Raw genomic sequence first — 18,305 nt, forward strand, 5'->3', positions numbered from 1 at the left:
GAGGAAACCGTGAACCGGCCCGACTTCGGCCTGGGCAGCTGGCCCGCGCGGCGCGCCCGGATCACCCCGGACCGCACCGCCCTGGTCGAGAACGACCGGTCGCTCACCTACGCCGGGCTCGCCGACCGGGTGGAACGACTCGCCGGCGCGCTGGCCCGGCGTGGCGTGCGCCAGGGCGACCGCGTGGCCTACCTGGGCGTCAACGCCATCACGGTGTTCGAGACGCTCTTCGCCACCGCCCGCTGCGGCGCGATCTTCGTCCCGCTCAACTACCGGCTCTCCCCCACCGAGATCCGGTACATGCTCGACGACAGTGGCGCGTCGGTGCTCGTGCACAGCGGGGACACCGCCGGCCTCGTCGCGGCGGCCGGTGCGCTGCCGGACGGCGCCGTCCTCACGACCGAGGGCGACCTCGAGCACGCCATCGCCGAGGGCGGGCCGGCGCCGGACACCGCGGTCGGGCTCGAAGACCCGTGCCTGCTGCTCTACACCTCCGGCACCACGGGGCGGCCGAAGGCGGCGGTCCTCACCCACGGCAACCTCACCTGGAACACGGTCAACCAGCTCGCCCACCTCGACGTCCTGGGCTCCGACAAGGCGTTGTGCATCGCGCCGCTGTTCCACTGCGTCGGCCTGGGCCAGATCACGCTGCCGACGCTGTTCAAGGGCGGCAGCGTCGAGCCGGTGGCGAAGTTCGACCCGGGCACCATCCTCGCCCGGATCGGCGAAGCCGGGATCACGAGCTTCTCGGCGGTCCCCACGATGCTCGAGATGATGTGGCGGCACGAGGACTGGGACCGCACCGACCTGAGCTCGCTGACCTGCGTGCTCTACGGCGGCTCGCCGGTGGCCGAGCGCGTCGCGCAGGCGTGGCTCGACCGCGGCGTCAAGCTCCTGCAGGGCTACGGCATGACCGAAGCCGCCCCCGGCGTCTCGATGGCCACCCACGAAGGCACGCTCGACCACCCGGTCGCGGCCGGCGTGCCGCACTTCTTCACCGACGTCGCCGCGCTCGGCACCGACCTCACGCCGCAGCCGCTCGGCGGGACCCCGGCCGAGCTGCTCGTGCGCGGCCCGCACGTCTTCGGCGGCTACTGGAACCGGCCCGAGGAGTCGCGGGCGAGCTTCGTCGACGACGACTGGTTCCGCACCGGTGACGTCGTCCGCCTCGACGAAGACGGCTGGGCCCACGTCGTCGACCGGGTCAAGGACATGATCATCTCCGGCGGGGAAAACGTGTACCCGGCCGAGATCGAAGCCGTCGCCGTCCGGCTCGACGAGGTCGACGCCTGCGCCGTGGTCGGGGTGCCCGACCCGCGCTGGGGCGAGGCCGGCGCGGCCTTCGTCGTGCTCCGGCCCGGCGCGCAGCTGGACGAGCCGCGGTTCCGCGCCCACCTCGAACAGCACCTGGCGCGCTACAAGATCCCGAAGCACGTGCTGTTCACCGACACCCTGCCCCGCAACGCCACCGGCAAGATCCGCCGCGTCGAACTGCGCACCCTGGCCGCCGAAACCCTCACGAACGGACCCGCATGACCTCGCCTCTGCTGCCCCCTTCACTGCGCCTGGAGCTGCGGGACGACATCGCCGTGCTGTGGCTGGCCCGTCCCGAGAAGCGCAACGCCCTCGACGACACGACCGTGCTCGGCCTCGAAACGTTCTTCGGCTCCCCGCCGCCGGGGATCAGGGCCGTCGTGCTCGACGCCGTCGGCGACCACTTCTCCGCCGGGCTCGACCTGTCCGAGCTCACCGAGCGCGACGCGTTCGAGGGCCTGGAGCACTCGATGATGTGGCACCGCGCCTTCGAGCGGCTCGAACGCGGGCGGGTCCCGGTGGTCGCCGTGCTCAAGGGCGCGGTCGTCGGCGGCGGCCTGGAACTCGCGGCCGCGGCCCACATCCGGGTCGCCGAGCCGTCGGCGTTCTACGCCCTGCCGGAGGGCCAGCGCGGGCTGTTCGTCGGCGGCGGCGCGTCGGTGCGGGTGCCGCGGCTGATCGGCGCGCACCGGATGGCCGACATGATGCTCACCGGCCGCGTGCTCGACGCCGACGAGGGCCACGCCGCCGGGTTGTCGCACTACCGCGTCGACAACGGCCTGGAGCACGCGCTGGGCCTGGCCCGCAAGATCGCGGACAACTCGCCCATCACGAACTTCGCCGTCCTGCAGGCCCTCCCCCGCATCGCCGAGGCCAACCCGGCCGAGGGCTACCTGATGGAAGCGCTGATGGCCGCCATCGCCGGCGGCAGCGCCGAAGCGAAGGAACGGATGCAGGCGTTCCTCGACAAGCGCGCCGGGAAGGTGGGCCGATGATCCTCCGCCCGGTCGCGCCCGACGTCCGCGAGACCACCGAGATCGGCCGGTACCTGAAGTGGCTGGAAGCCCGTGGGCACTTCTTCGACGACTACGCCGCGCTGCACCGGTGGTCGGTGACCGACCTCGACGGCTTCTGGTCGTCGATCGCGGACTTCTTCGGCGTCCGCCGGCACACCCCGGCCACGGCGGTGGTGCCCGACCGCACGATGCCGGGCACCGAATGGTTCCCCGGCGCCACCCTGAACTACGCCGAGCACGCCCTCGGCCACGGCCCCGACGACGAACCCGCGGTCATCGCCTACTCCCAGACGCGGGAGCGCACCGAGCTGACCTGGGGGACGCTGCGCGACCAGGTCGCCCGCGCCCGGGCGGGGCTGGCCCGGCTCGGCGTCGGCCGCGGCGACCGCGTCGTCGCGTACCTGCCGAACATCCCCGAAGCCGTGGTCGCCTACCTCGCGGTCGCCAGCCTGGGCGCGATCTGGGCCTCCTGCGCCCCGGAGTTCGGCGCCCGCTCGGTGGTCGACCGGTTCGGCCAGATCGAGCCGCGGGTGCTGCTGACGGTGTCCGGGTACCGCTACGGCGCCAAGGACGTCGACCGCCGCGCCGAGGTCGCGGAGATCCGCGCGGGCCTGCCGACTGCCGAGCACGTCGTGCACGTCTCCTACGGCGACCACGACCTGCCCGGCACGCTCGCGTGGAACGACCTGCTCACCGAAAGCGCGCCCGGGTTCGAGCCGGTCGGCTTCGCGCACCCCCTGTGCGTGCTGTTCTCCTCCGGCACCACGGGCAAGCCGAAGGCGATCGTGCACGGCCACGGCGGGATCCTGCTGGAGCACCTCAAGAACCACGGCCTCAGCTGGGACCTGCGCCAGGGCGACCGGATCCTGTGGTTCTCCACCACCGCCTGGATGATGTGGAACGCGCTGGTGTCGGGACTGCTCACCGGCGCGTCGATCGTGCTGGTCGACGGCAACCCGCTGCACCCGGACCTGGCCTGGCAGTGGCGGCTGGCCGCCGAAACGCGGGCGACGCTGATGGGCGCGAGCCCGGGATTCCTGATGGCGTGCCGGAAAGCGGGTCTCGACCCGGCCGCCGACCACGACCTGTCCGCCCTGCGGCAGCTCGGCGCGGCCGGCAGCCCGCTGCCCGCCGAGGGCTTCCACTGGGTGCACGAGAAGTTCCCGGGCGTCCTGCTCAACGTCGGCAGCGGCGGCACGGACGTGTGCAGCGGCATCGTCCAGGGCAGCCCGCTGCAGCCGGTCGTGGCCGGCGAGATCTCCGGGCCCTGCCTCGGCGTCGACGCCCAGGCCTTCGACGAGCACGGCGCCCGGGTCGTCGGGGAACTGGGCGAGCTGGTGATCACCGCCCCGATGCCGTCGATGCCGGTGGGGTTCTGGGGCGACGACTCCGGCTCGCGGTACCGCGAAACGTACTTCTCGACATACCCCGGGATCTGGCGGCACGGCGACTGGATCCGGTTCTCGCCCGAGGGCAGCTGCGTCATCGCCGGCCGCTCGGACGCCACCCTCAACCGCGGCGGCGTCCGGCTGGGCACCGCCGAGTTCTACGCCGTCGTCGAGGAGCTCCCGGAGATCGAGGACTCCCTCGTCGTGCACCTCGAAGACCCCGCGGGCGGCAACGGCGACCTGCGGCTGTTCGTGGCGCTGGGCCACGGCTTCTCGCTCGACGACGACCTGCGCGGCAAGATCGCCTCGGCGTTGCGGAGCGCGTTGTCGCCGCGGCACGTGCCCGACGCGATCACCGCCGTCCCGGCGATCCCCCGCAACCGCACCGGGAAGAAACTGGAGCTGCCGGTGAAGAAACTGCTCCGCGGCGCCCCGGCCGGGGACGTCGTCGGCCGGGACGTGCTGGCCGATCCCGCGTCGCTCGACGCCTTCCTCGGGGAGCGGGCATGACCGTCCGGATCACCTCGTCCCCGGCCGGCCGCGCGCCGAAGCCCGGCCCGATCACCACCGTCGCGATCGTCGGGACCGGCGTGATCGGGGCCGGCTGGGCCGCGCACTTCCTCGCGCGCGGCTTCGACGTCGTCGCCACCGACCCGGCGCCGGGCGCCGAAGACCGGTTGCGCGCCGACGTCGCGGCGCACTGGCCCACGCTGGTCCGGCTCGGCCTCGCCGAAGGGGCGTCCCAGGATCGGCTGAGCTTCGCCACCGAAGCCGGCGCCGCCGCGGCGGAGGCCGATTTCGTGCAGGAGAACGGCCCCGAGCGCGAAGACGTCAAGCACCGCCTGTTCGGCGTGCTCGACGAGGCCGCGCGGCCGGACGTGATCCTGGCGAGCAGCTCGTCGGGGCTGCTGCCGAGCGTCATCGCGCGGGGCTGCCCGAAGCACCCCGAGCGCGTGCTCGTCGGGCACCCGTTCAACCCGCCCCACGTGATCCCGCTCGTCGAGGTCGTCCCCGGCCGGGAGACCGCGCCCGAGGTCGTCGACCGCGCCGTCGAGTTCTACACCGCGGCGGGCAAGCGGCCGATCCGGCTGACCCGGGAGGTACCCGGCCACGTCGCCAACCGGCTGCAGGCCGCGCTGTGGCAGGAGGCGTATTCGCTGGTGGAACGCAGGGTCGCGACGGTGGCCGACATCGACGCGGCGATCGCACACGGGCCCGGCCTGCGCTGGGCCGTGCTCGGCCCGTTCGTCAACCAGCACCTCTCCGGCGGCGCGGGCGGGCTCGCGCACGTCCTGCGCCACCTCGGCCCGCCGACCGAAGAGTGGTGGCGCGACCTCGGCCGCGTCCACCTGACGCCGGAACTCGCCGAACGCCTCGTCGCCGGCGTCGACGCCGAGCTGGCCGGCACCGACCACGACCGGCTCGTCGCCGCCCGCGACGCCGTCCTCGACCGCCTGCTGGCCGCCAAGGCCGCGCAGCCCGACCTGCCCTGACCTGGAGCTCTTCGTGGATCTTTCCTCCCTGACCGCCATCGACGTCCACACCCACGTCGAGCAGGACGGCCACGGCTGTTTCGCCCTCGACCAGGAACTGCTGGACGCGTCGGAGAAGTACTTCCGTGCCGGCCAGGACCGGACGCCGACGGTGACCGCGATCGCCGAGCACTACCGGGCGCGGAACATGGCCGCCGTCGTCTTCACGGTCGACGCGCCGGCCGCGACCGGGCACCCCGCGCTGTCGAGCGAGGAGATCGCCGACGCGGCCGCGGAGCACGCGGACGTGCTCATCCCGTTCGGCTCGGTCGACCCGCACGCGGGCAAGGCCGCCGTGCTCCGTGCGCGGCGGCTGGTCACCGAGCACGGGGTGCGCGGGTTCAAGTTCCACCCGAGCCTGCAGGCGTTCGAGCCCAACGACGTCCGGTACTACCCGCTCTACGAAGCGATCGCGGAGCTGGGCGTCCCGGCGCTGTTCCACACCGGGCAGACCGGCATCGGCGCCGGCCTGCCGGGCGGGCACGGCATCAAGCTGCGCTACTCGAACCCGATGCTGCTCGACGACGTCGCCGCCGATTTCCCGGACCTGACGGTGATCCTGGCGCACCCGTCGGTGCCGTGGCAGGACGAGGCGATCTCGGTCGCGACGCACAAGGCGAACGTGTACATCGACCTGTCGGGCTGGTCGCCCAAGTACTTCCCGCCGCAGCTGGTCCGCGCGGCCAACACGCTGCTGAAGCGGAAGGTGCTGTTCGGCTCGGACTTCCCGGTGATCACCCCGGACCGCTGGCTCGCCGACTTCGCCGCACTGGACCTCAAGGACGAGGTGCGGCCGCTGATCCTCAAGGACAACGCCATCGAAGTACTCGGGCTGCGTTGAGTTTGTCCGCTACGTCCCCGGGCATCCGCATCCCTTGAGGTCTGGTGATGGGAGGCGGCGTCGTGGCGGAGGGTGACGTGCACACCTACTACGAAGACGGACTGTGGAAGAACCGCGTCGAAGGCGGCCGCCGGGCGTCCAACACCTCCCCCCGCCGCGTCGACGCCGTCCTGGCGGGGCGGCAGATCGCCCGCAAGCGCCGGGTCGGGCACTTCGTCCACACCCCGGAGGGCGAGGTCGAGGCCGAGCGCGACTACCGGCCCCGCACCCCGCGCGCCGGCCGATGACGCTCGGCTCGGCCGGGCCGCGCTCCTGACGGCCGGGTCCCGCTCTCGCCGGAGGGACATTCCCCCGGCAGCTCACGAACGGGCCAGCAGGGCCCACACGGTCTTCCCACCCGAGCGCGACCGGCTGCTCCCCCACCGCTTCGCGACCTTGGTGACCATCCGCAGCCCCAGGCCCGCGTGGACCAGGTCCAGCCCCTCGCGCAGCACCGCCGGGCGCGCGCTCTCGTCCGCGACCTCGACCGCCAGGGTCCGGCGCCGCAGCTCGAGCCGCAGGCGGGGCACCGAATCGGTGTGCCGGAGCGTGTTCTCCACCAGCTCGGTGGCGACCAGCTCGGCGTCCTCGGCCAGCTCGGGCACCATCCACTCGGCGCAGATCCCGCGGACGAACCCGCGGGCGCGCGCCGACGTGCGCGGTGACCGGTCGAGCAGGCGGCCCACGCGCCGGCGGGCCGGGCGCGTCAGCGCCGCCTCCGCCGTGGCCGCGTCCGGGTACACCGGCACGCAGCTGGCCGCCAGCGCGGCCCGCTGTTCCGGGCGGCCGGTCACCAGCGCGAACGGGATCGCCGGCCAGTCGCCGACGCGCAGGGCGACCAGGGCGAACACCCTGATCAGCGCGCGGTCGCGCAGTTCGAGGCGCTCGATGTCGATCAGCACCCCGTCGTCGGAGTCCACCGCGAACTCGAGCAGCCGGTCGCGCAGCTGCGGGTACGTTGTCCGGTCCAGCACGCCGACGACCGCGGCCTTCGCCGGAGCTCCGTGCCGGGGAACCAGCCACACCGAATTGTGCCGGGCGAGCACCGGTGACCACCTCCTCCACGATCACCCGGTCGGATATCCCGCACCGAACCCGTCAAACCCGGCGATCCCCTCGACGGCCCCGGCACCGCACCCAAGCCCCGCCCCGCGCTCTTCGGCACCTCCGCCGAAGCCGACGGCGAGCCCCGGCTCGAACCGGCCGACGGCGACGTCGAGACGTTCCACGACGACTCGGTCCGGAAGAACAAGGTCGTCGGCAACACGCGGGCGTCCGGCAGCAGCGCCGAAACGAAGGCCGCCGCCGTCGCGGACGGCCGGATCGGCGAGCACCGGACCTCCCCGCGCGGCCGTCCTGTGACTCACGACGGGGGCATGCCCCCGCGGTCGGCGTCCGCCTCGTCGCTCTCGTTCGCGCGGGGCTCCTGGTCGCGGAACGTCGGCTCGGTGTGCTCGCCGGCGATGTCGGCGTCGGCTTCCATGCTCTCGGCCGTCACCGGGTCGATTTCGGGAGTGCTCATCGCTTCCTCCGATCGGGCGAAACCGGGGCATACCCGGCGGCGCGGGCGGCGAAACGCGTTTGCCGGCCGCGCCGCCGGGCATGCCGCCGGCGGGTCCCCCGGCCGAGGGGCCCGCGCATCGAATTCGGAGGAAGCGACCATGGCATCGATGGAGACCGAGGTCCGGCGCACCCCGCGCCAGCTTCTCGCCGCGATCGTGGGAGTGGTTTTCCTGCTGGTCGGGGTGCTGGGGTTCATCCCCGGCGTGACGACGAACTACGACATGCTGACCTTCGCCGGGCACGATTCCGGCGCCCTGCTCCTGGGCATCTTCGCCGTTTCGATCCTGCACAACATCGTGCACCTCGCCTTCGGCGTCGCCGGGCTGGCCATGGCGCGCACCGCGAGCGGCGCCCGGGCGTTCCTCGTCGGCGGCGGCGTGATCTACCTGGTCCTGTGGCTCTACGGCCTGCTGATCGACCACGGCAGCGCGGCCAACTTCGTCCCCGTCAACACCGCCGACAACTGGCTGCACCTCGGCCTCGCCGTCGGCATGATCGCGCTCGGCCTGATCCCGCTGGGCGCCACGCGCGGCCCCGTCGCCGACTCGCGCTGAGCGCGCGCCGGGCCGGTCCACGGCCGGCCCGGCATTCCCGGCGAACTAGCGCGCAGTTCTGACGTCGTCCAGGCACGTCGAGCCGACCGTGAGGTCCCGGTACGGGTAGCCCTCGCGGTCCAGCAGCTCCATCGCCCGCAGCTCGGCTTCCTCGTGCGCACGCCGCTGGGCGTCGCCGCCCGCGGGGACCTCGACCAGCACGCGGAAGGTGAACCCGCCGAGGTGCCTGCTGTAGGTCAGCGTTCCCGGTTCGCCGAACGCAAGGCCGGACAGGTCGTCGTCGCTTGCGTTGGCGAGGAGCTTCTCGCGGACGGCCCCGGCCGGCCGGTCGAACTTGCCCCGGACGAGGACGCGGTAGGTCGGCATGCGCGTCACGGTAGCGAAGCTTCCTTCGCGGGCCGACCCGTTTCCGGCGCCCGCGCCTCAGGCGGGCCAGAGCTGGACGAGCCAGCCTTCGACGCCTTCGGCGAAGGTGCCTTCGTCGAGGGCCGCGGTCTCGGCGCGCCCGCCGGCGTGGACACGGGCGTGGTGCGGGCCGGGCCGCGTGATCGGCAGGACCCGCGGTGACTGGGTCGCCGTGACGGACTGCAGCCGGACCCGCTCGCCCAGGTCGCACCGCAGCTCGACGACCCGGTCCCAGCCGCCGGCGGCCGCGTGCGGCTCGGCGTCCCACAGCTCGACGCGGACCGACGGCCGGTGATCGGTCCCGGCGCTGTGCAGCAGCAGCCCGCCGTCGCCGCCGGCCGCGAGCCAGTCGCCCGCGGGGACGGGCACCTCGAGCGCGTTGCGGGTCATCGGGATCTCCTGCAGCACGAACTGCCCGTACTCGACGTCGACGCGGTCGACGATCGCGGTCAGCAGGTTCGGCATCCGGCGCCCCCTCGGCGTGTGCGTGGCGCGATCGTAACGGCACCCACGACGCGGCGGCGGCGGCCGTTTCTGGTTAGGGTGCCGGGGTAGGGCAAACGGCTCAACCCGGACAAAGGAGATCGCGCCCTGGCGCGTGCTTGACCATGACTTCGCAGGACGACAGCCGAGCGGAAGAGCGGGTGGCGGACGTCGCCAACGCACCGGACACCACCGGGCCCGGGCACTCGCCCGACGAGCACGTTCCCCTCGGCGTCGCGGCCGATCGGCCGGCCGCCACCGACCGCGTCGTGTTCGGGGTCGCGGCCGTGCTCGCGCTCGCCATCATCGGCTGGGGCGTGCTGTCCCCGGCGAGCCTCGCCAACGTCGCCTCGAGCGTGCTGAACGACGCCGTGATCCCCTACGGCGGCTGGGCTTTCGTGCTCACCGCCAGCGGGTTCGTCCTCTTCGCGGTGTGCCTGGCCATCAGCCGGTACGGCCGGATCCCGCTGGGCGGGGACAAGGAGCTGCCGGAGTTCCGGACGTCGTCGTGGATCGCGATGATGTTCAGCGCCGGGATGGGCATCGGCCTGATGTTCTTCGGGGTCTACGAGCCGGTTTCGCACCTGGCCGCCCCGCCACCGGGGACGGCGGCGCCGAACTCCGACGAAGCCGTCCACACCGCGATGGCCACCACCCTCTTCCACTGGACCGTGCACCCGTGGGCCATCTACGCGGTCGTCGGCCTCGCGATCGCCTACAGCACGTTCCGCAAGGGCCGGACCCAGCTGATCAGCTCGGTGTTCGCGCCGCTGCTCGGGAACCGGCGCACCGAAGGCCCGCTGGGCAAGGCGATCGACGTCATGGCGATCTTCGCCACGCTGTTCGGTTCGGCCGCTTCGCTCGGCCTCGGCGCGCTGCAGGTCGGCGGCGGCATGGGCGCCGTCGGCTGGATCGCCGACCCGGGCAAGGGCCTGCTGGTGGCGATCATCGCGATCCTCACCGTCGCGTTCATCGCGTCGGCCGTTTCCGGGGTGGCCAAGGGCATCCAGTGGCTGTCCAACATCAACATGGTGCTCGCCGCGGTGCTCGCGGTGTTCGTGCTGGTGGTCGGGCCGACCGTGCTGATCCTCAACATCGTGCCCGGCGCGATCGGGGACTACTTCCGCGAGTTCGCCGAGATGTCCGGCCGCACCGGCATGACCGGCGGCGAGCAGATGCAGACGTGGCTGTCCGGCTGGACGGTCTTCTACTGGGCGTGGTGGATCTCCTGGACGCCGTTCGTGGGCATGTTCATCGCCCGCATCTCGCGCGGCCGCACCATCCGGCAGTTCATCTTCGGCGTCATCGCGATCCCGAGCGTCGTGAGCCTGCTGTGGTTCGCGATCTTCGGCGGCGCGGCGATCAGCAGGCAGCGCGCGGGCACGGACATCGCGGGTGCGGGCAGCGCGCAGTCGGCGACGTTCGAGCTGCTGGAGACCCTGCCGTGGTTCGTGCCGATCGCGATACTGGTGATGCTGCTGGTGTCGATCTTCTTCGTCTCCGGCGCGGACGCCGCCTCGGTGGTGATGGGCACGCTGTCCCAACGCGGCAGCGTCCACCCCGAGAAGAGCGTGGTGATCTTCTGGGGCGTGCTGATGGGCGCGGTCGCGGCGGTCATGCTGCTGGTCGGCGGCACCGAGGCGCTGACAGGGCTGCAGAACCTCACGATCCTGATCGCGGTGCCGTTCCTGTTCGTGATGGTCGGGCTGTGCGTTTCGGTCTGGAAGGACCTGCGCCACGACCCGCTGATGCAGCAACATCCGGGGCTTCGCCCCGGGCCGGGGGCTTCGCCACCCGGAACCCCCGAAAAGCAGCAGGAGGACGCGATGATGCGGTCGCTGAAGGAACTGCACGACGAACGCCACGACGAACGCCGGCGCCGGCTCGGCCGCACGCACCGGCGCTGACGGGCCGCCGGTGGGGTGAACGACCGTGCGTCGTTCACCCCACCGATTCCGGCCGTCCTCAGTGGACGGTGACGGGCCGGGTCAGGCGGCCGGCCGGGGGATCCCCAGTGACTCGCGGTACCAGTCCGCCGCCTCCGCCAGGCGGCGGCCGAAGCCCGGCCCCGGGGACACGCCGGTGCGGCGCCAGATGCGGCTGCTCTCGTACCAGTGGTCCTGCGTGAGCAGGGAGTACTGGTGGTCGCTCAAGGACGGCAGTGCCGCCCGCGTGCGGGCGCGGTGCTCGGCGAGCGGCAGGTCGGCGACCGGCACCGGCAGGCCGAGGAGCTCGCACATCGCCGTGACCAGCCTGCGGACCCGGATCGGGTGCGGGTCGGCCACGTGGAAGACCTCGGCGCCGCGGTGGGGCCGCGGGTCGAGCGCCAGCACCGCGATCGCCGCGGCCAGGTCGGTCACCGCCACCAGTGAAGTGCACGCCGCGCCGCCCGCCGCCCACGCCGGGACCGCCCGGATCCAGCGGGCCAGCGCCGGCACCACGTGGCGGTCGCCGGTGCCGTAGACCAGGTGCGGCCGCAGCACGGTGCCACCGGCGGCCAGGACCAGGTGCTCGCTCGCCAGCCTGCTCCGGCTGGTCGGCGACGCCGGTTCCGTCACCAGCCCGGAGCCGTCCACCGGCTCCGCGGCGCCCCGGTGGACGCCGTCGCGGTAGACCGCGCACGTGCTCAGGTACAGCACGTGCGCCGTGCCCGCGATGCGGGCCTCCGCGAGAATCTTGGCCGTGCCGTCCTCGTTGACGGCCGTGCACAACGCCTGTTCCCCGCCGACCTGCGACGCGAGGTGCACCAGGCTCGTGATCCCGGCGCACAGCCCGGCGAGGCTCGGCGCGTCGGTGAGGTCACCCCGCCACGTCGTCACGCCGGCGTCCGTCATCCACGCCGGCGCCGGGCCCCGGACGAGGACGCGGATCCGCGTGCCCATGCCCCGCGCGACCAGCTCGCGCAGCACCGCGGTGCCGATGAAGCCGGTCGCGCCGGTCACCAGGATGTCTGTCGACCCCCCGGCAGTCACGACAAACGCATCCCCAGCGTGCCGTGCGCGGCGGTGGCACCCTTCTGCTGGATGTCCACCCGGACGGTCCGCACGCGGTCCGCTCCCGCGGCGTCCGCTTCGGCCACCAGCCGGCAGTCGGAGTCGAACTCCACGTAGGTGTCGAACCGGAACTCCGCGTGCGCGGGGATGGCGTACGGGTCGCCGATCGCCAGCAGGGCCGCCTGCCGCGAGCCTTCGATGAGCGCCATCCCCGGCACGTGGTCGACCGCGTGGTCGAAGAGCACCGCGTGGTCCGGGTCGCACCGCAGCGACCACGTGCCGTCCGTCTCCGTCGCCGCCACCAGCACGTCCTCCGCGCGGTCGCGGCCCACCAGCGCCGGAGTGACCGCGGGCAGGACCGCCGCCTGGAACGGGGTCGCCGCGAAGTGGTCGCCCCGCACCCGGCGGTAGACCGCCGGCGAGACGCAGCGCCAGCTCTCCGAGCTGGTGCCGATCAGGTGACCGTCGCGGAAGCACTCGAAGTCCAGCCGCATGCCGCCGACGTTCTTGCCCCGGTACTCGATCTCGTGCGCACTGGCCCGCAGGACCACGTCGACCGGCCGCCCCAGCGTGGCCAGTCCCGTCGTGTCGATCGAGTACGTCTTCCGGTCGGACAGGAAGCTGTGGCTGATCGGCACGCCGTACGCCCGGTGCGCGATCAGCAGCGCGGCCTGGCGCACCGTCTCCGCGTACAGCATCGGGTCGTGGAACTCCGGCGTCCTCGGCCCGAAGAAGCTGTGCCGGCGCGGCCACTGCGCCCCGACTTCGAACCGGTGTTCGCCGAGGATGTTCAGGTCGGTGACGAAAACTTCCGAGACGGCCGCGCGGTGCACGAGGCCCCGCGGGATCGTCTGCTGGAAATCGACCGCGGTGGGCGGCCTGTCGTTGATCTTGGTTTCGGGTATTTCGCGCACAGAACTGTGAATCGCCGTGCTGACCATGACGGTCCCTCCCAGAATGTCTTCCCCAGTACCCCAGTGCTCCCCCATGACATTTGTAGCCGAAGCGGCATGCGAAAACCATACCAACCGAGCGGTTTTTTTCACTGGCTTTCCCAGCTCGCGGCCCGTAGACTGGGCCATTGACACAACCGAGGATGCCGCCGAATGGTCGATTGTGGACTGCTTCGGGCGGCGTGTGAGAGGAGCTGAGTTGGCTCGCCAAGAGCGCGCGGAGCAGACACGGAACGCCATCCTGGAGGCCGCGGCCTCCAGGTTCGACGCGGTCGGCTTCTTTGGCGCGAGCCTCTCGGACATCCTGACCGAGGCAGGTGTCACGAAGGGCGCACTGTACTTCCACTTCAAGTCGAAGGAAGACCTGGCCGACGCACTGATCGACGAGCAGTTCACGGTCTGGGACCCGCTGGCGGCGATCGAGAACCCCGGCCTGCAGACGGTCATCGACCTGACCCAGGGGATGGCGGCCAGCCTGCAAACGGACGTCCGGGTCCGCGCGAGCATCCGGCTGGTCATCGAGCAGGGCTCGTTCATCGCACCGGCGGGCAACGCGTACAAGAGGTGGATCGACACGATCCACGGCTGCCTGCTCGCCGCGAAGGCCGCGGGCGACCTGCGCAAGGAGGTCAACGCCCACGACCTCGCCCAGTTCGTGCAGGGGTCGTTCACCGGGATCCAGCTCAGTTCGCAGGTGCTCACCGGGCGGACGGACCTGCTCGAACGCGTGACGTTCATGTGGCGGACGATCCTGCAGTCGGTGGTGCCGCCCCGGCGGATGCACCGGTTCATCGCCGAAGGGACCGCGCAGGTGAGCGAGACGGCCTGAGGAGCGGAACGGGCGGCCGGGCAAAGCGCCTGGCCGCCTTTTCACGCCCTCACGAGCGGGCGGGCCAAAAAAGAAGCCTCGGGCGCGCGCGACGGCTCGACGGGACCGGGAAGGCCGAGCACATTCCGCGGCCCGGCAGACCGAGGGGCGAGCGACTCGCGCTTCCCTCCCCCAGCCCGCAGACTCCTCACGCCCTCCTGGACGGCGCCTGCGGCGACAGCTCGATCAGCCGCCACAGCTTGCTCAGCGTTGCCGCCAGGTCGCCCTCCGGCTTCACTATCCGGCTCGACACCGCCGACTCGAGGCCCACGCACGTCACCGCCACCAGCAGCTCCGCCGTCTCGATCGGGATGTCGGTGCCCAGCTCGCCGGCCTCCAGTGCGTCTGCCACGTACCGGTGGACCTGGGCCAGCCACGCGCGGGAGAACGCCACGAACCGCTCGTCCGCGGAGCCCATCTCGCGCGCCATGCGGAAGCTCGCGCCCACCGTCGGATCCGTGTCGAGCCAGTGCATCAGGGCGTGACTGAGGTCGGCCAGCCGCGGCAGTGCCTGGCGCGGCAGCACGCGCTGGCGGTGCACGTGCTCGGCCAGCACCGCCGTCGCCGCGACCTGGACCTCGTCGCAGATCTCGTCCTTGGAGGAGAAGTGGAAGTACAGGCCGCCCTTGGTGACCCCCGCCGCCTGCGCGATGCCCACCATGCTGGTGGCCGCGTAGCCGTCCTGGTGCAGCAACTCGGCCGCGGCCTCCAGCAACAGGCGACGCGTGTGTTCCGAGCGTGCCTGCTTGGTCACCGTCGGTCCCTCCGGTCGGGGTGTCCGGCGCGGAGACTCCCTGCGCCTGCCCCGAGATTACATACCAACCGCCCGGTTTACAACCTGCGCGACCCCAGAATCCTGCCGCCGGCAAGGAATCCTTGGCACCCCTAACCAAACAAACCGACCGACCTCCCGGTTTTGTCTTGAAAACCGGGAGGTCGGTTTAGTATGCTGCCGAGGTGGGACCGGGCAGACGGGCGCTGGAGGACACACTGGGGGCGCCGGGCCGGGCAGATCCGATCGACGCGGACACCGGAAGGCACTGAGATGGACTACCAGATACTGGGGCAGCTGCAAGTGGGCGGACGCCCCGGCGTGAGCGCCCCGCGGGCGCGCAAGATCGAGACGCTGCTCGCCGTGCTGCTGGTCAAGCGCAACCAGGTGGCGACCACCGAGCACCTCATCGGCGAGCTCTGGGGAGAGCACCCGCCGGCCCGGGCGAGCGCCGCCCTGTACGTCTACGTCTCGCAGCTGCGGAAGCTGCTGCGCGGCACCGGGGACGACGCCGAAGACAGCCCCGTGGTGACCAGCCCGCGCGGCTACTCGCTGGTCGTCACGGACGGCGAGCTCGACGCCGACCGCTTCACCCGCCGCTACGAGCGGGGCCGGGCCCTCTACTGGGACCGCAACTACAAGGAGGCCGCGAAGGTCCTTCGCGAGGCCGCGAACCTGTGGCGCGGCGAGGCGTTCGGCGGCTTCACCGACTCCCCCGACGTCCAGGCCTACGCCACCCTGCTGGAGGAGAGCCGGCTGGAGTGCCTGGAACTGCTGATGGAGACCGAGCTGCTGATCGGACGCCACCGCGAGGTGGTCGGTCAGCTGTCCGCGCTGGCGAAGGAACACACGCTGCGCGAGACCTTCTACGAGTACCTGATGACCGCCCTCCTGCGCTCGAACCGCCGCGCGGAAGCCCTCGAGACCTTCGCGTCGGCCCGGCAGCACCTGGTTCAGCAGCTGGGCATCGAACCCGGCAGTTCGCTGCGAAAGCTGCACCACAGCATCCTCGTCGGCGAGATGTCGGACGCGGTCTGACCCGGCCCGCGTCCGGCCCCAGCGGCCCGGTCCTCCGCCACCAGCGGGGACCGGGCCTCTTTTTTTGATCCAACGCCGGGTTCAGCTCCGGTAGACGGAGACGACGGCCGAACCGCACGCGGGAGCCTCGCCGTACCACCCGCCCCAGCGACCGTCGAGCGCCAGCTCGGCCAGCTCGGCCATGAGGTCCAGCTCGGCAGGCCACACGTACCGCACGGGCACGCGCGCGTCGGCCAGGAACAGCGTCTGGCGCGCGCAGTCGTGCCCGGTCACCAGCGGGTGCCCGGCCCAGGCCGCCGGGTCGGGGTGGTGGCCCTGGACGACGAGGGCGGCCCCGGGCCGCAGCACCGCCGCCAGCCTGCGGACCGCACGGACCTGGTCCCGCTGCACCAGCAGCCGGCAAAGGACGTCCGAACCGGCGTACACGACGTCGAAACGCTGCGCGGGCAGGCTGTCGAGACCCGCCTCCGCGACGGGGTACCCCAGTTCCGCCAGTTCGGCCGCCACCCCGCCGCCGCTCAGGACGAGCACGCGCGGGCGGCGGGCGACCCGGTCGGCGACCTCGGCGAGGAACGCCGCCGCGCCGGCCGGGTCGGCCGCCAGCGGGGCGGACCACGCGTCGAGGGTCACGGCCGGGTTCTCGGCGATGCGGGTCGGCATCGTCAGGCACCTCACTTCACGGACTGGTCTGATCTCCTCTACGCAGAGTGCCCGACCGACCTAAAGTCGACCTTGCGCGCGCGAAAGCGGCCCGTGCGCGGAGCACGGGCCGCCTCGCTACCGCGGGAGTGTCAGCCGCGGGCGCGCTGGTGGAACTTCCGGACCGCCAGGTACGCGGCGCCGGCGGTGATGACGACCCACCAGGCCGTCGCGAGCCAGCCGGTCGAGCCCAGGTCGGTGCCGTTCATCAGGCCGCGAACGGCGTCGATCAGCACGGTGACCGGCTGGTTTTCGACGACGACCCGCAGCACCGACGGCATCGACGCCGTCGGCACGAGCGCGCTGGTGGCGTAGGGGACGAACACGAGGATCATGCCCAGGCCGCCGGCGCCCTCGACGGTCTTGGCGATCGACCCCAGCAGCGTGGCGAGCCAGAACACGCCGGAGGCGAACAGCACCAGCAGCCCGATCGCGCCGAGCCAGCCGAGCACGCTTCCGCCCGGGCGGAAGCCGATGGCCAGGCCGACCGCGACCATCACGACGAACGAGAGCATGCTGCGCAGCACGCCCGAGGCGACGTGGCCGACCAGGACGGCCGGGCCGGCCATCGGCATCGAGCGGAACCGCTCGACCAGGCCCTGGGTGAGGTCCGCGGCCACGCCGACGACCGTGGTCGTCGAGTTGAACGCGATGCTGATGGCCAGCAGGCCCGGCACCAGGTAGTCGATGTAGGCCAGGCCGCCGGAGGTGCTGATGGCGCCGCCGAACATGAAGCGGAACAGCAGCAGGAGCACGATCGGCAGCGACACCGCCTGGAACAGCATCTCCGTGTTGCGCAGGATGTGCTTGACGTTGCGCCCGATCAGGACGCGGCAGTCGGACAGCGCCAGCGCGAACGCCGAGCGGCTCGGGGTGTCGGGGAGCTGCGCCCCTTCGACCTCCCTGGACAGGGTCTGGGTCATCGCTTCTCTCCCGCGGTTCCGGTGAGGGTGTGGAAAACGTCGTCGAGGGTCGGCTCGGAGAGCTCCAGCCCGGTGGTCTCGAGGCCGGCGTCGGCGATCTGGTTGAGCACCCGCCGGACCTGGGCGGGCTGGTCGATCGCGACGCTGACGGTGTCGTCGGTGAGCACGCCGCCGGCGACGCCGTGCGCGCGGGCCGCCTCGGCGGCGGTGGCGAAGGTGAGCTTCAGCCGCTCGGTCCCCACCTTCCGCTTCAGCTCGGCCGCCGTGCCTTCGGCGACCACGCGGCCCTTGTCGATGACCGCGATCCGGTCGGCGAGCTGGTCGGCCTCCTCGAGGTACTGCGTGGTGAGCAGGATCGTGGTGCCGCCGTCGAGCAGCTCGCGGATCGCGTCCCACATCGCCGAGCGGCTGCGCGGGTCGAGTCCGGTGGTCGGCTCGTCGAGGAACAGCACCGGCGGCGAGGTGATCAGGCTGATCGCCAGGTCGAGCCGGCGGCGCATGCCGCCGGAGTAGGTCTTGACCGGGCGGTCGGCGGCTTCGGTCAGGTCGAACTGCGCGAGCAGCTCGGTGGCCCTGCTCTTCGCCGCCGGGGTGGCCAGGTGGAACAGCCGGGCCATCATCTCCAGGTTCTCGCGGCCGGTCAGCAGCTCGTCGACCGCGGTGTTCTGGCCGGTGAGGCCGATCTGCTCGCGCACCTTGCGCTTGGGCCCGGTGAGGTCGTGGCCGTTGATCGTCACGGTGCCGCCGTCGGCCTCCAGGAGGGTGCTGAGGATCCGCACCGTCGTGGTCTTGCCGGCGCCGTTCGGGCCGAGCAGCGCGAACATCGTGCCGCGCTGCACGCTCAGGTCGACGCTTTCCAGGACGTCCACGTCGCCATAGGACTTGCGCAGCCCCCGTGCTTCGATTGCGTAGCCGGTGACCATG

At 72.2% G+C, this 18,305-nt stretch carries 21 protein-coding genes; 10 read left to right on the forward strand and 11 right to left on the reverse strand.

The genetic code is table 11. The annotated features are described in order from the left end of the window. The first annotated feature begins 9 nt into the window (after positions 1 to 9). The 6 genes from BLW76_RS30750 to BLW76_RS30775 all read left to right on the forward strand — a co-directional run bounded on the left by BLW76_RS30750 (position 10) and on the right by BLW76_RS30775 (position 6,378). Positions 10 to 1,536, forward strand: a complete 1,527-nt coding sequence (locus tag BLW76_RS30750; protein WP_091320062.1) for an acyl-CoA synthetase — start codon at positions 10 to 12, stop codon at positions 1,534 to 1,536. Further along, positions 1,533 to 2,309 carry a crotonase/enoyl-CoA hydratase family protein gene (locus tag BLW76_RS30755; protein WP_091313966.1) on the forward strand — a complete coding sequence of 259 codons (777 nt, stop codon included), beginning with the start codon at positions 1,533 to 1,535 and terminating at the stop codon, positions 2,307 to 2,309. Before BLW76_RS30750 ends, BLW76_RS30755 begins: the two co-directional genes overlap by 4 nt. Continuing rightward, complete coding sequence (locus tag BLW76_RS30760) at positions 2,306 to 4,228, forward strand: acetoacetate--CoA ligase (protein WP_091313969.1); 1,923 nt, start codon at positions 2,306 to 2,308, stop codon at positions 4,226 to 4,228. Before BLW76_RS30755 ends, BLW76_RS30760 begins: the two co-directional genes overlap by 4 nt. Further along, complete coding sequence (locus tag BLW76_RS30765) at positions 4,225 to 5,211, forward strand: 3-hydroxyacyl-CoA dehydrogenase NAD-binding domain-containing protein (protein ID WP_091313971.1); 987 nt, start codon at positions 4,225 to 4,227, stop codon at positions 5,209 to 5,211. The genes BLW76_RS30760 and BLW76_RS30765 overlap by 4 nt, the downstream gene beginning before the upstream one ends. A 13-nt stretch (positions 5,212 to 5,224) precedes the next feature. Beyond that, positions 5,225 to 6,091, forward strand: a complete 867-nt coding sequence (gene couO, locus BLW76_RS30770) for a 4-hydroxyphenyl-beta-ketoacyl-CoA hydrolase (protein WP_091313973.1) — start codon at positions 5,225 to 5,227, stop codon at positions 6,089 to 6,091. Positions 6,092 to 6,153: 62 nt separating this feature from the next. Continuing rightward, positions 6,154 to 6,378 carry a DUF2188 domain-containing protein gene (locus BLW76_RS30775; RefSeq protein ID WP_091320065.1) on the forward strand — a complete coding sequence of 75 codons (225 nt, stop codon included), beginning with the start codon at positions 6,154 to 6,156 and terminating at the stop codon, positions 6,376 to 6,378. Between the two features lie 72 nt (positions 6,379 to 6,450). Here BLW76_RS30775 and BLW76_RS30780 read toward each other — a convergent pair whose 3' ends face one another. The 3 genes from BLW76_RS30780 to BLW76_RS48815 are packed head-to-tail and all read right to left on the reverse strand — an operon-like array spanning position 6,451 to position 7,652. Next, the gene (locus BLW76_RS30780; RefSeq protein WP_091313975.1) at positions 6,451 to 7,176 is read right to left on the reverse strand and encodes an ATP-binding protein; all 726 of its coding nucleotides are present in this window, start codon (positions 7,174 to 7,176) and stop codon (positions 6,451 to 6,453) included. 21 nt (positions 7,177 to 7,197) lie between these two features. After that, positions 7,198 to 7,464, reverse strand: coding sequence for a hypothetical protein (locus BLW76_RS30785; protein ID WP_091313978.1), 267 nt, complete (start codon positions 7,462 to 7,464; stop codon positions 7,198 to 7,200). 29 nt (positions 7,465 to 7,493) lie between these two features. After that, entirely contained in the window at positions 7,494 to 7,652 is a 159-nt protein-coding gene (locus tag BLW76_RS48815; protein ID WP_167384782.1) for a hypothetical protein, read from the reverse strand. Positions 7,653 to 7,791: 139 nt separating this feature from the next. Between BLW76_RS48815 and BLW76_RS30790 the strand changes: the two genes are divergently transcribed. After that, complete coding sequence (locus tag BLW76_RS30790) at positions 7,792 to 8,247, forward strand: DUF4383 domain-containing protein (RefSeq protein WP_091313981.1); 456 nt, start codon at positions 7,792 to 7,794, stop codon at positions 8,245 to 8,247. 45 nt (positions 8,248 to 8,292) lie between these two features. Here the strand turns inward: BLW76_RS30790 and BLW76_RS30795 are convergent, their stop codons facing one another. Together BLW76_RS30795 and BLW76_RS30800 are read right to left on the reverse strand one after the other, a co-directional pair. Then, positions 8,293 to 8,613: a DUF6204 family protein gene (locus BLW76_RS30795; RefSeq protein ID WP_091320068.1), complete on the reverse strand. Its 321-nt coding sequence runs from the start codon at positions 8,611 to 8,613 to the stop codon at positions 8,293 to 8,295. 57 nt (positions 8,614 to 8,670) lie between these two features. Beyond that, positions 8,671 to 9,117 (reverse strand): hypothetical protein, encoded by a 447-nt coding sequence (locus BLW76_RS30800; protein WP_091313983.1) that lies wholly within the window; start codon positions 9,115 to 9,117, stop codon positions 8,671 to 8,673. A 143-nt stretch (positions 9,118 to 9,260) separates the two neighbouring features. On the opposite strand from BLW76_RS30800, the gene BLW76_RS30805 reads away from it, so the two are divergent. Then, positions 9,261 to 11,042, forward strand: a complete 1,782-nt coding sequence (locus BLW76_RS30805) for a BCCT family transporter (RefSeq protein ID WP_208613418.1) — start codon at positions 9,261 to 9,263, stop codon at positions 11,040 to 11,042. An 81-nt stretch (positions 11,043 to 11,123) separates the two neighbouring features. On the opposite strand, the gene BLW76_RS30810 is transcribed toward BLW76_RS30805, so the two are convergent. Together BLW76_RS30810 and BLW76_RS30815 are read right to left on the reverse strand one after the other, a co-directional pair. Then, positions 11,124 to 12,077 carry an NAD-dependent epimerase/dehydratase family protein gene (locus BLW76_RS30810; RefSeq protein WP_244170392.1) on the reverse strand — a complete coding sequence of 318 codons (954 nt, stop codon included), beginning with the start codon at positions 12,075 to 12,077 and terminating at the stop codon, positions 11,124 to 11,126. Between the two features lie 26 nt (positions 12,078 to 12,103). Next, the gene (locus tag BLW76_RS30815) at positions 12,104 to 13,042 is read right to left on the reverse strand and encodes a ScbA/BarX family gamma-butyrolactone biosynthesis protein (protein ID WP_244170393.1); all 939 of its coding nucleotides are present in this window, start codon (positions 13,040 to 13,042) and stop codon (positions 12,104 to 12,106) included. A gap of 238 nt (positions 13,043 to 13,280) precedes the next feature. Between BLW76_RS30815 and BLW76_RS30820 the strand changes: the two genes are divergently transcribed. Then, entirely contained in the window at positions 13,281 to 13,910 is a 630-nt protein-coding gene (locus BLW76_RS30820; protein ID WP_091313989.1) for a ScbR family autoregulator-binding transcription factor, read from the forward strand. A gap of 187 nt (positions 13,911 to 14,097) precedes the next feature. Here the strand turns inward: BLW76_RS30820 and BLW76_RS30825 are convergent, their stop codons facing one another. Continuing rightward, complete coding sequence (locus BLW76_RS30825) at positions 14,098 to 14,703, reverse strand: ScbR family autoregulator-binding transcription factor (RefSeq protein ID WP_091313992.1); 606 nt, start codon at positions 14,701 to 14,703, stop codon at positions 14,098 to 14,100. Positions 14,704 to 14,994: 291 nt separating this feature from the next. On the opposite strand from BLW76_RS30825, the gene BLW76_RS30830 reads away from it, so the two are divergent. Beyond that, positions 14,995 to 15,759, forward strand: coding sequence for an AfsR/SARP family transcriptional regulator (locus BLW76_RS30830; protein ID WP_091313995.1), 765 nt, complete (start codon positions 14,995 to 14,997; stop codon positions 15,757 to 15,759). Positions 15,760 to 15,840: 81 nt separating this feature from the next. Here BLW76_RS30830 and BLW76_RS30835 read toward each other — a convergent pair whose 3' ends face one another. From BLW76_RS30835 to BLW76_RS30845, 3 genes are all read right to left on the reverse strand, one after another. Then, positions 15,841 to 16,419: a hypothetical protein gene (locus tag BLW76_RS30835; protein WP_091313997.1), complete on the reverse strand. Its 579-nt coding sequence runs from the start codon at positions 16,417 to 16,419 to the stop codon at positions 15,841 to 15,843. Between the two features lie 131 nt (positions 16,420 to 16,550). Continuing rightward, a complete protein-coding gene (locus BLW76_RS30840; protein WP_091313999.1) occupies positions 16,551 to 17,381 on the reverse strand; it encodes an ABC transporter permease in 831 nt (276 codons plus the stop codon). Further along, entirely contained in the window at positions 17,378 to 18,304 is a 927-nt protein-coding gene (locus BLW76_RS30845; RefSeq protein WP_091314001.1) for an ATP-binding cassette domain-containing protein, read from the reverse strand. Before BLW76_RS30845 ends, BLW76_RS30840 begins: the two co-directional genes overlap by 4 nt. Position 18,305: the final 1 nt, after the last annotated feature.

The sequence above is a fragment of the Amycolatopsis tolypomycina genome, assembly GCF_900105945.1.
GTDB classification, from domain to species: Bacteria; Actinomycetota; Actinomycetes; order Mycobacteriales; family Pseudonocardiaceae; genus Amycolatopsis; species Amycolatopsis tolypomycina.

Coding starts and splice junctions, on each gene's coding strand:
- BLW76_RS30795 (WP_091320068.1), bottom strand. CDS start 8,613: ATGCCGACCTACCGCGTCCTCGTCCGGGGCAAGTTCGACCGGCCGGCC.
- BLW76_RS30845 (WP_091314001.1), bottom strand. CDS start 18,304: ATGGTCACCGGCTACGCAATCGAAGCACGGGGGCTGCGCAAGTCCTAT.
- BLW76_RS30840 (WP_091313999.1), bottom strand. CDS start 17,381: ATGACCCAGACCCTGTCCAGGGAGGTCGAAGGGGCGCAGCTCCCCGAC.
- BLW76_RS30835 (WP_091313997.1), bottom strand. CDS start 16,419: ATGCCGACCCGCATCGCCGAGAACCCGGCCGTGACCCTCGACGCGTGG.
- BLW76_RS30755 (WP_091313966.1), top strand. CDS start 1,533: ATGACCTCGCCTCTGCTGCCCCCTTCACTGCGCCTGGAGCTGCGGGAC.
- BLW76_RS30760 (WP_091313969.1), top strand. CDS start 2,306: ATGATCCTCCGCCCGGTCGCGCCCGACGTCCGCGAGACCACCGAGATC.
- BLW76_RS48815 (WP_167384782.1), bottom strand. CDS start 7,652: ATGAGCACTCCCGAAATCGACCCGGTGACGGCCGAGAGCATGGAAGCC.
- BLW76_RS30765 (WP_091313971.1), top strand. CDS start 4,225: ATGACCGTCCGGATCACCTCGTCCCCGGCCGGCCGCGCGCCGAAGCCC.
- BLW76_RS30805 (WP_208613418.1), top strand. CDS start 9,261: ATGACTTCGCAGGACGACAGCCGAGCGGAAGAGCGGGTGGCGGACGTC.
- BLW76_RS30830 (WP_091313995.1), top strand. CDS start 14,995: ATGGACTACCAGATACTGGGGCAGCTGCAAGTGGGCGGACGCCCCGGC.
- BLW76_RS30800 (WP_091313983.1), bottom strand. CDS start 9,117: ATGCCGAACCTGCTGACCGCGATCGTCGACCGCGTCGACGTCGAGTAC.
- BLW76_RS30790 (WP_091313981.1), top strand. CDS start 7,792: ATGGCATCGATGGAGACCGAGGTCCGGCGCACCCCGCGCCAGCTTCTC.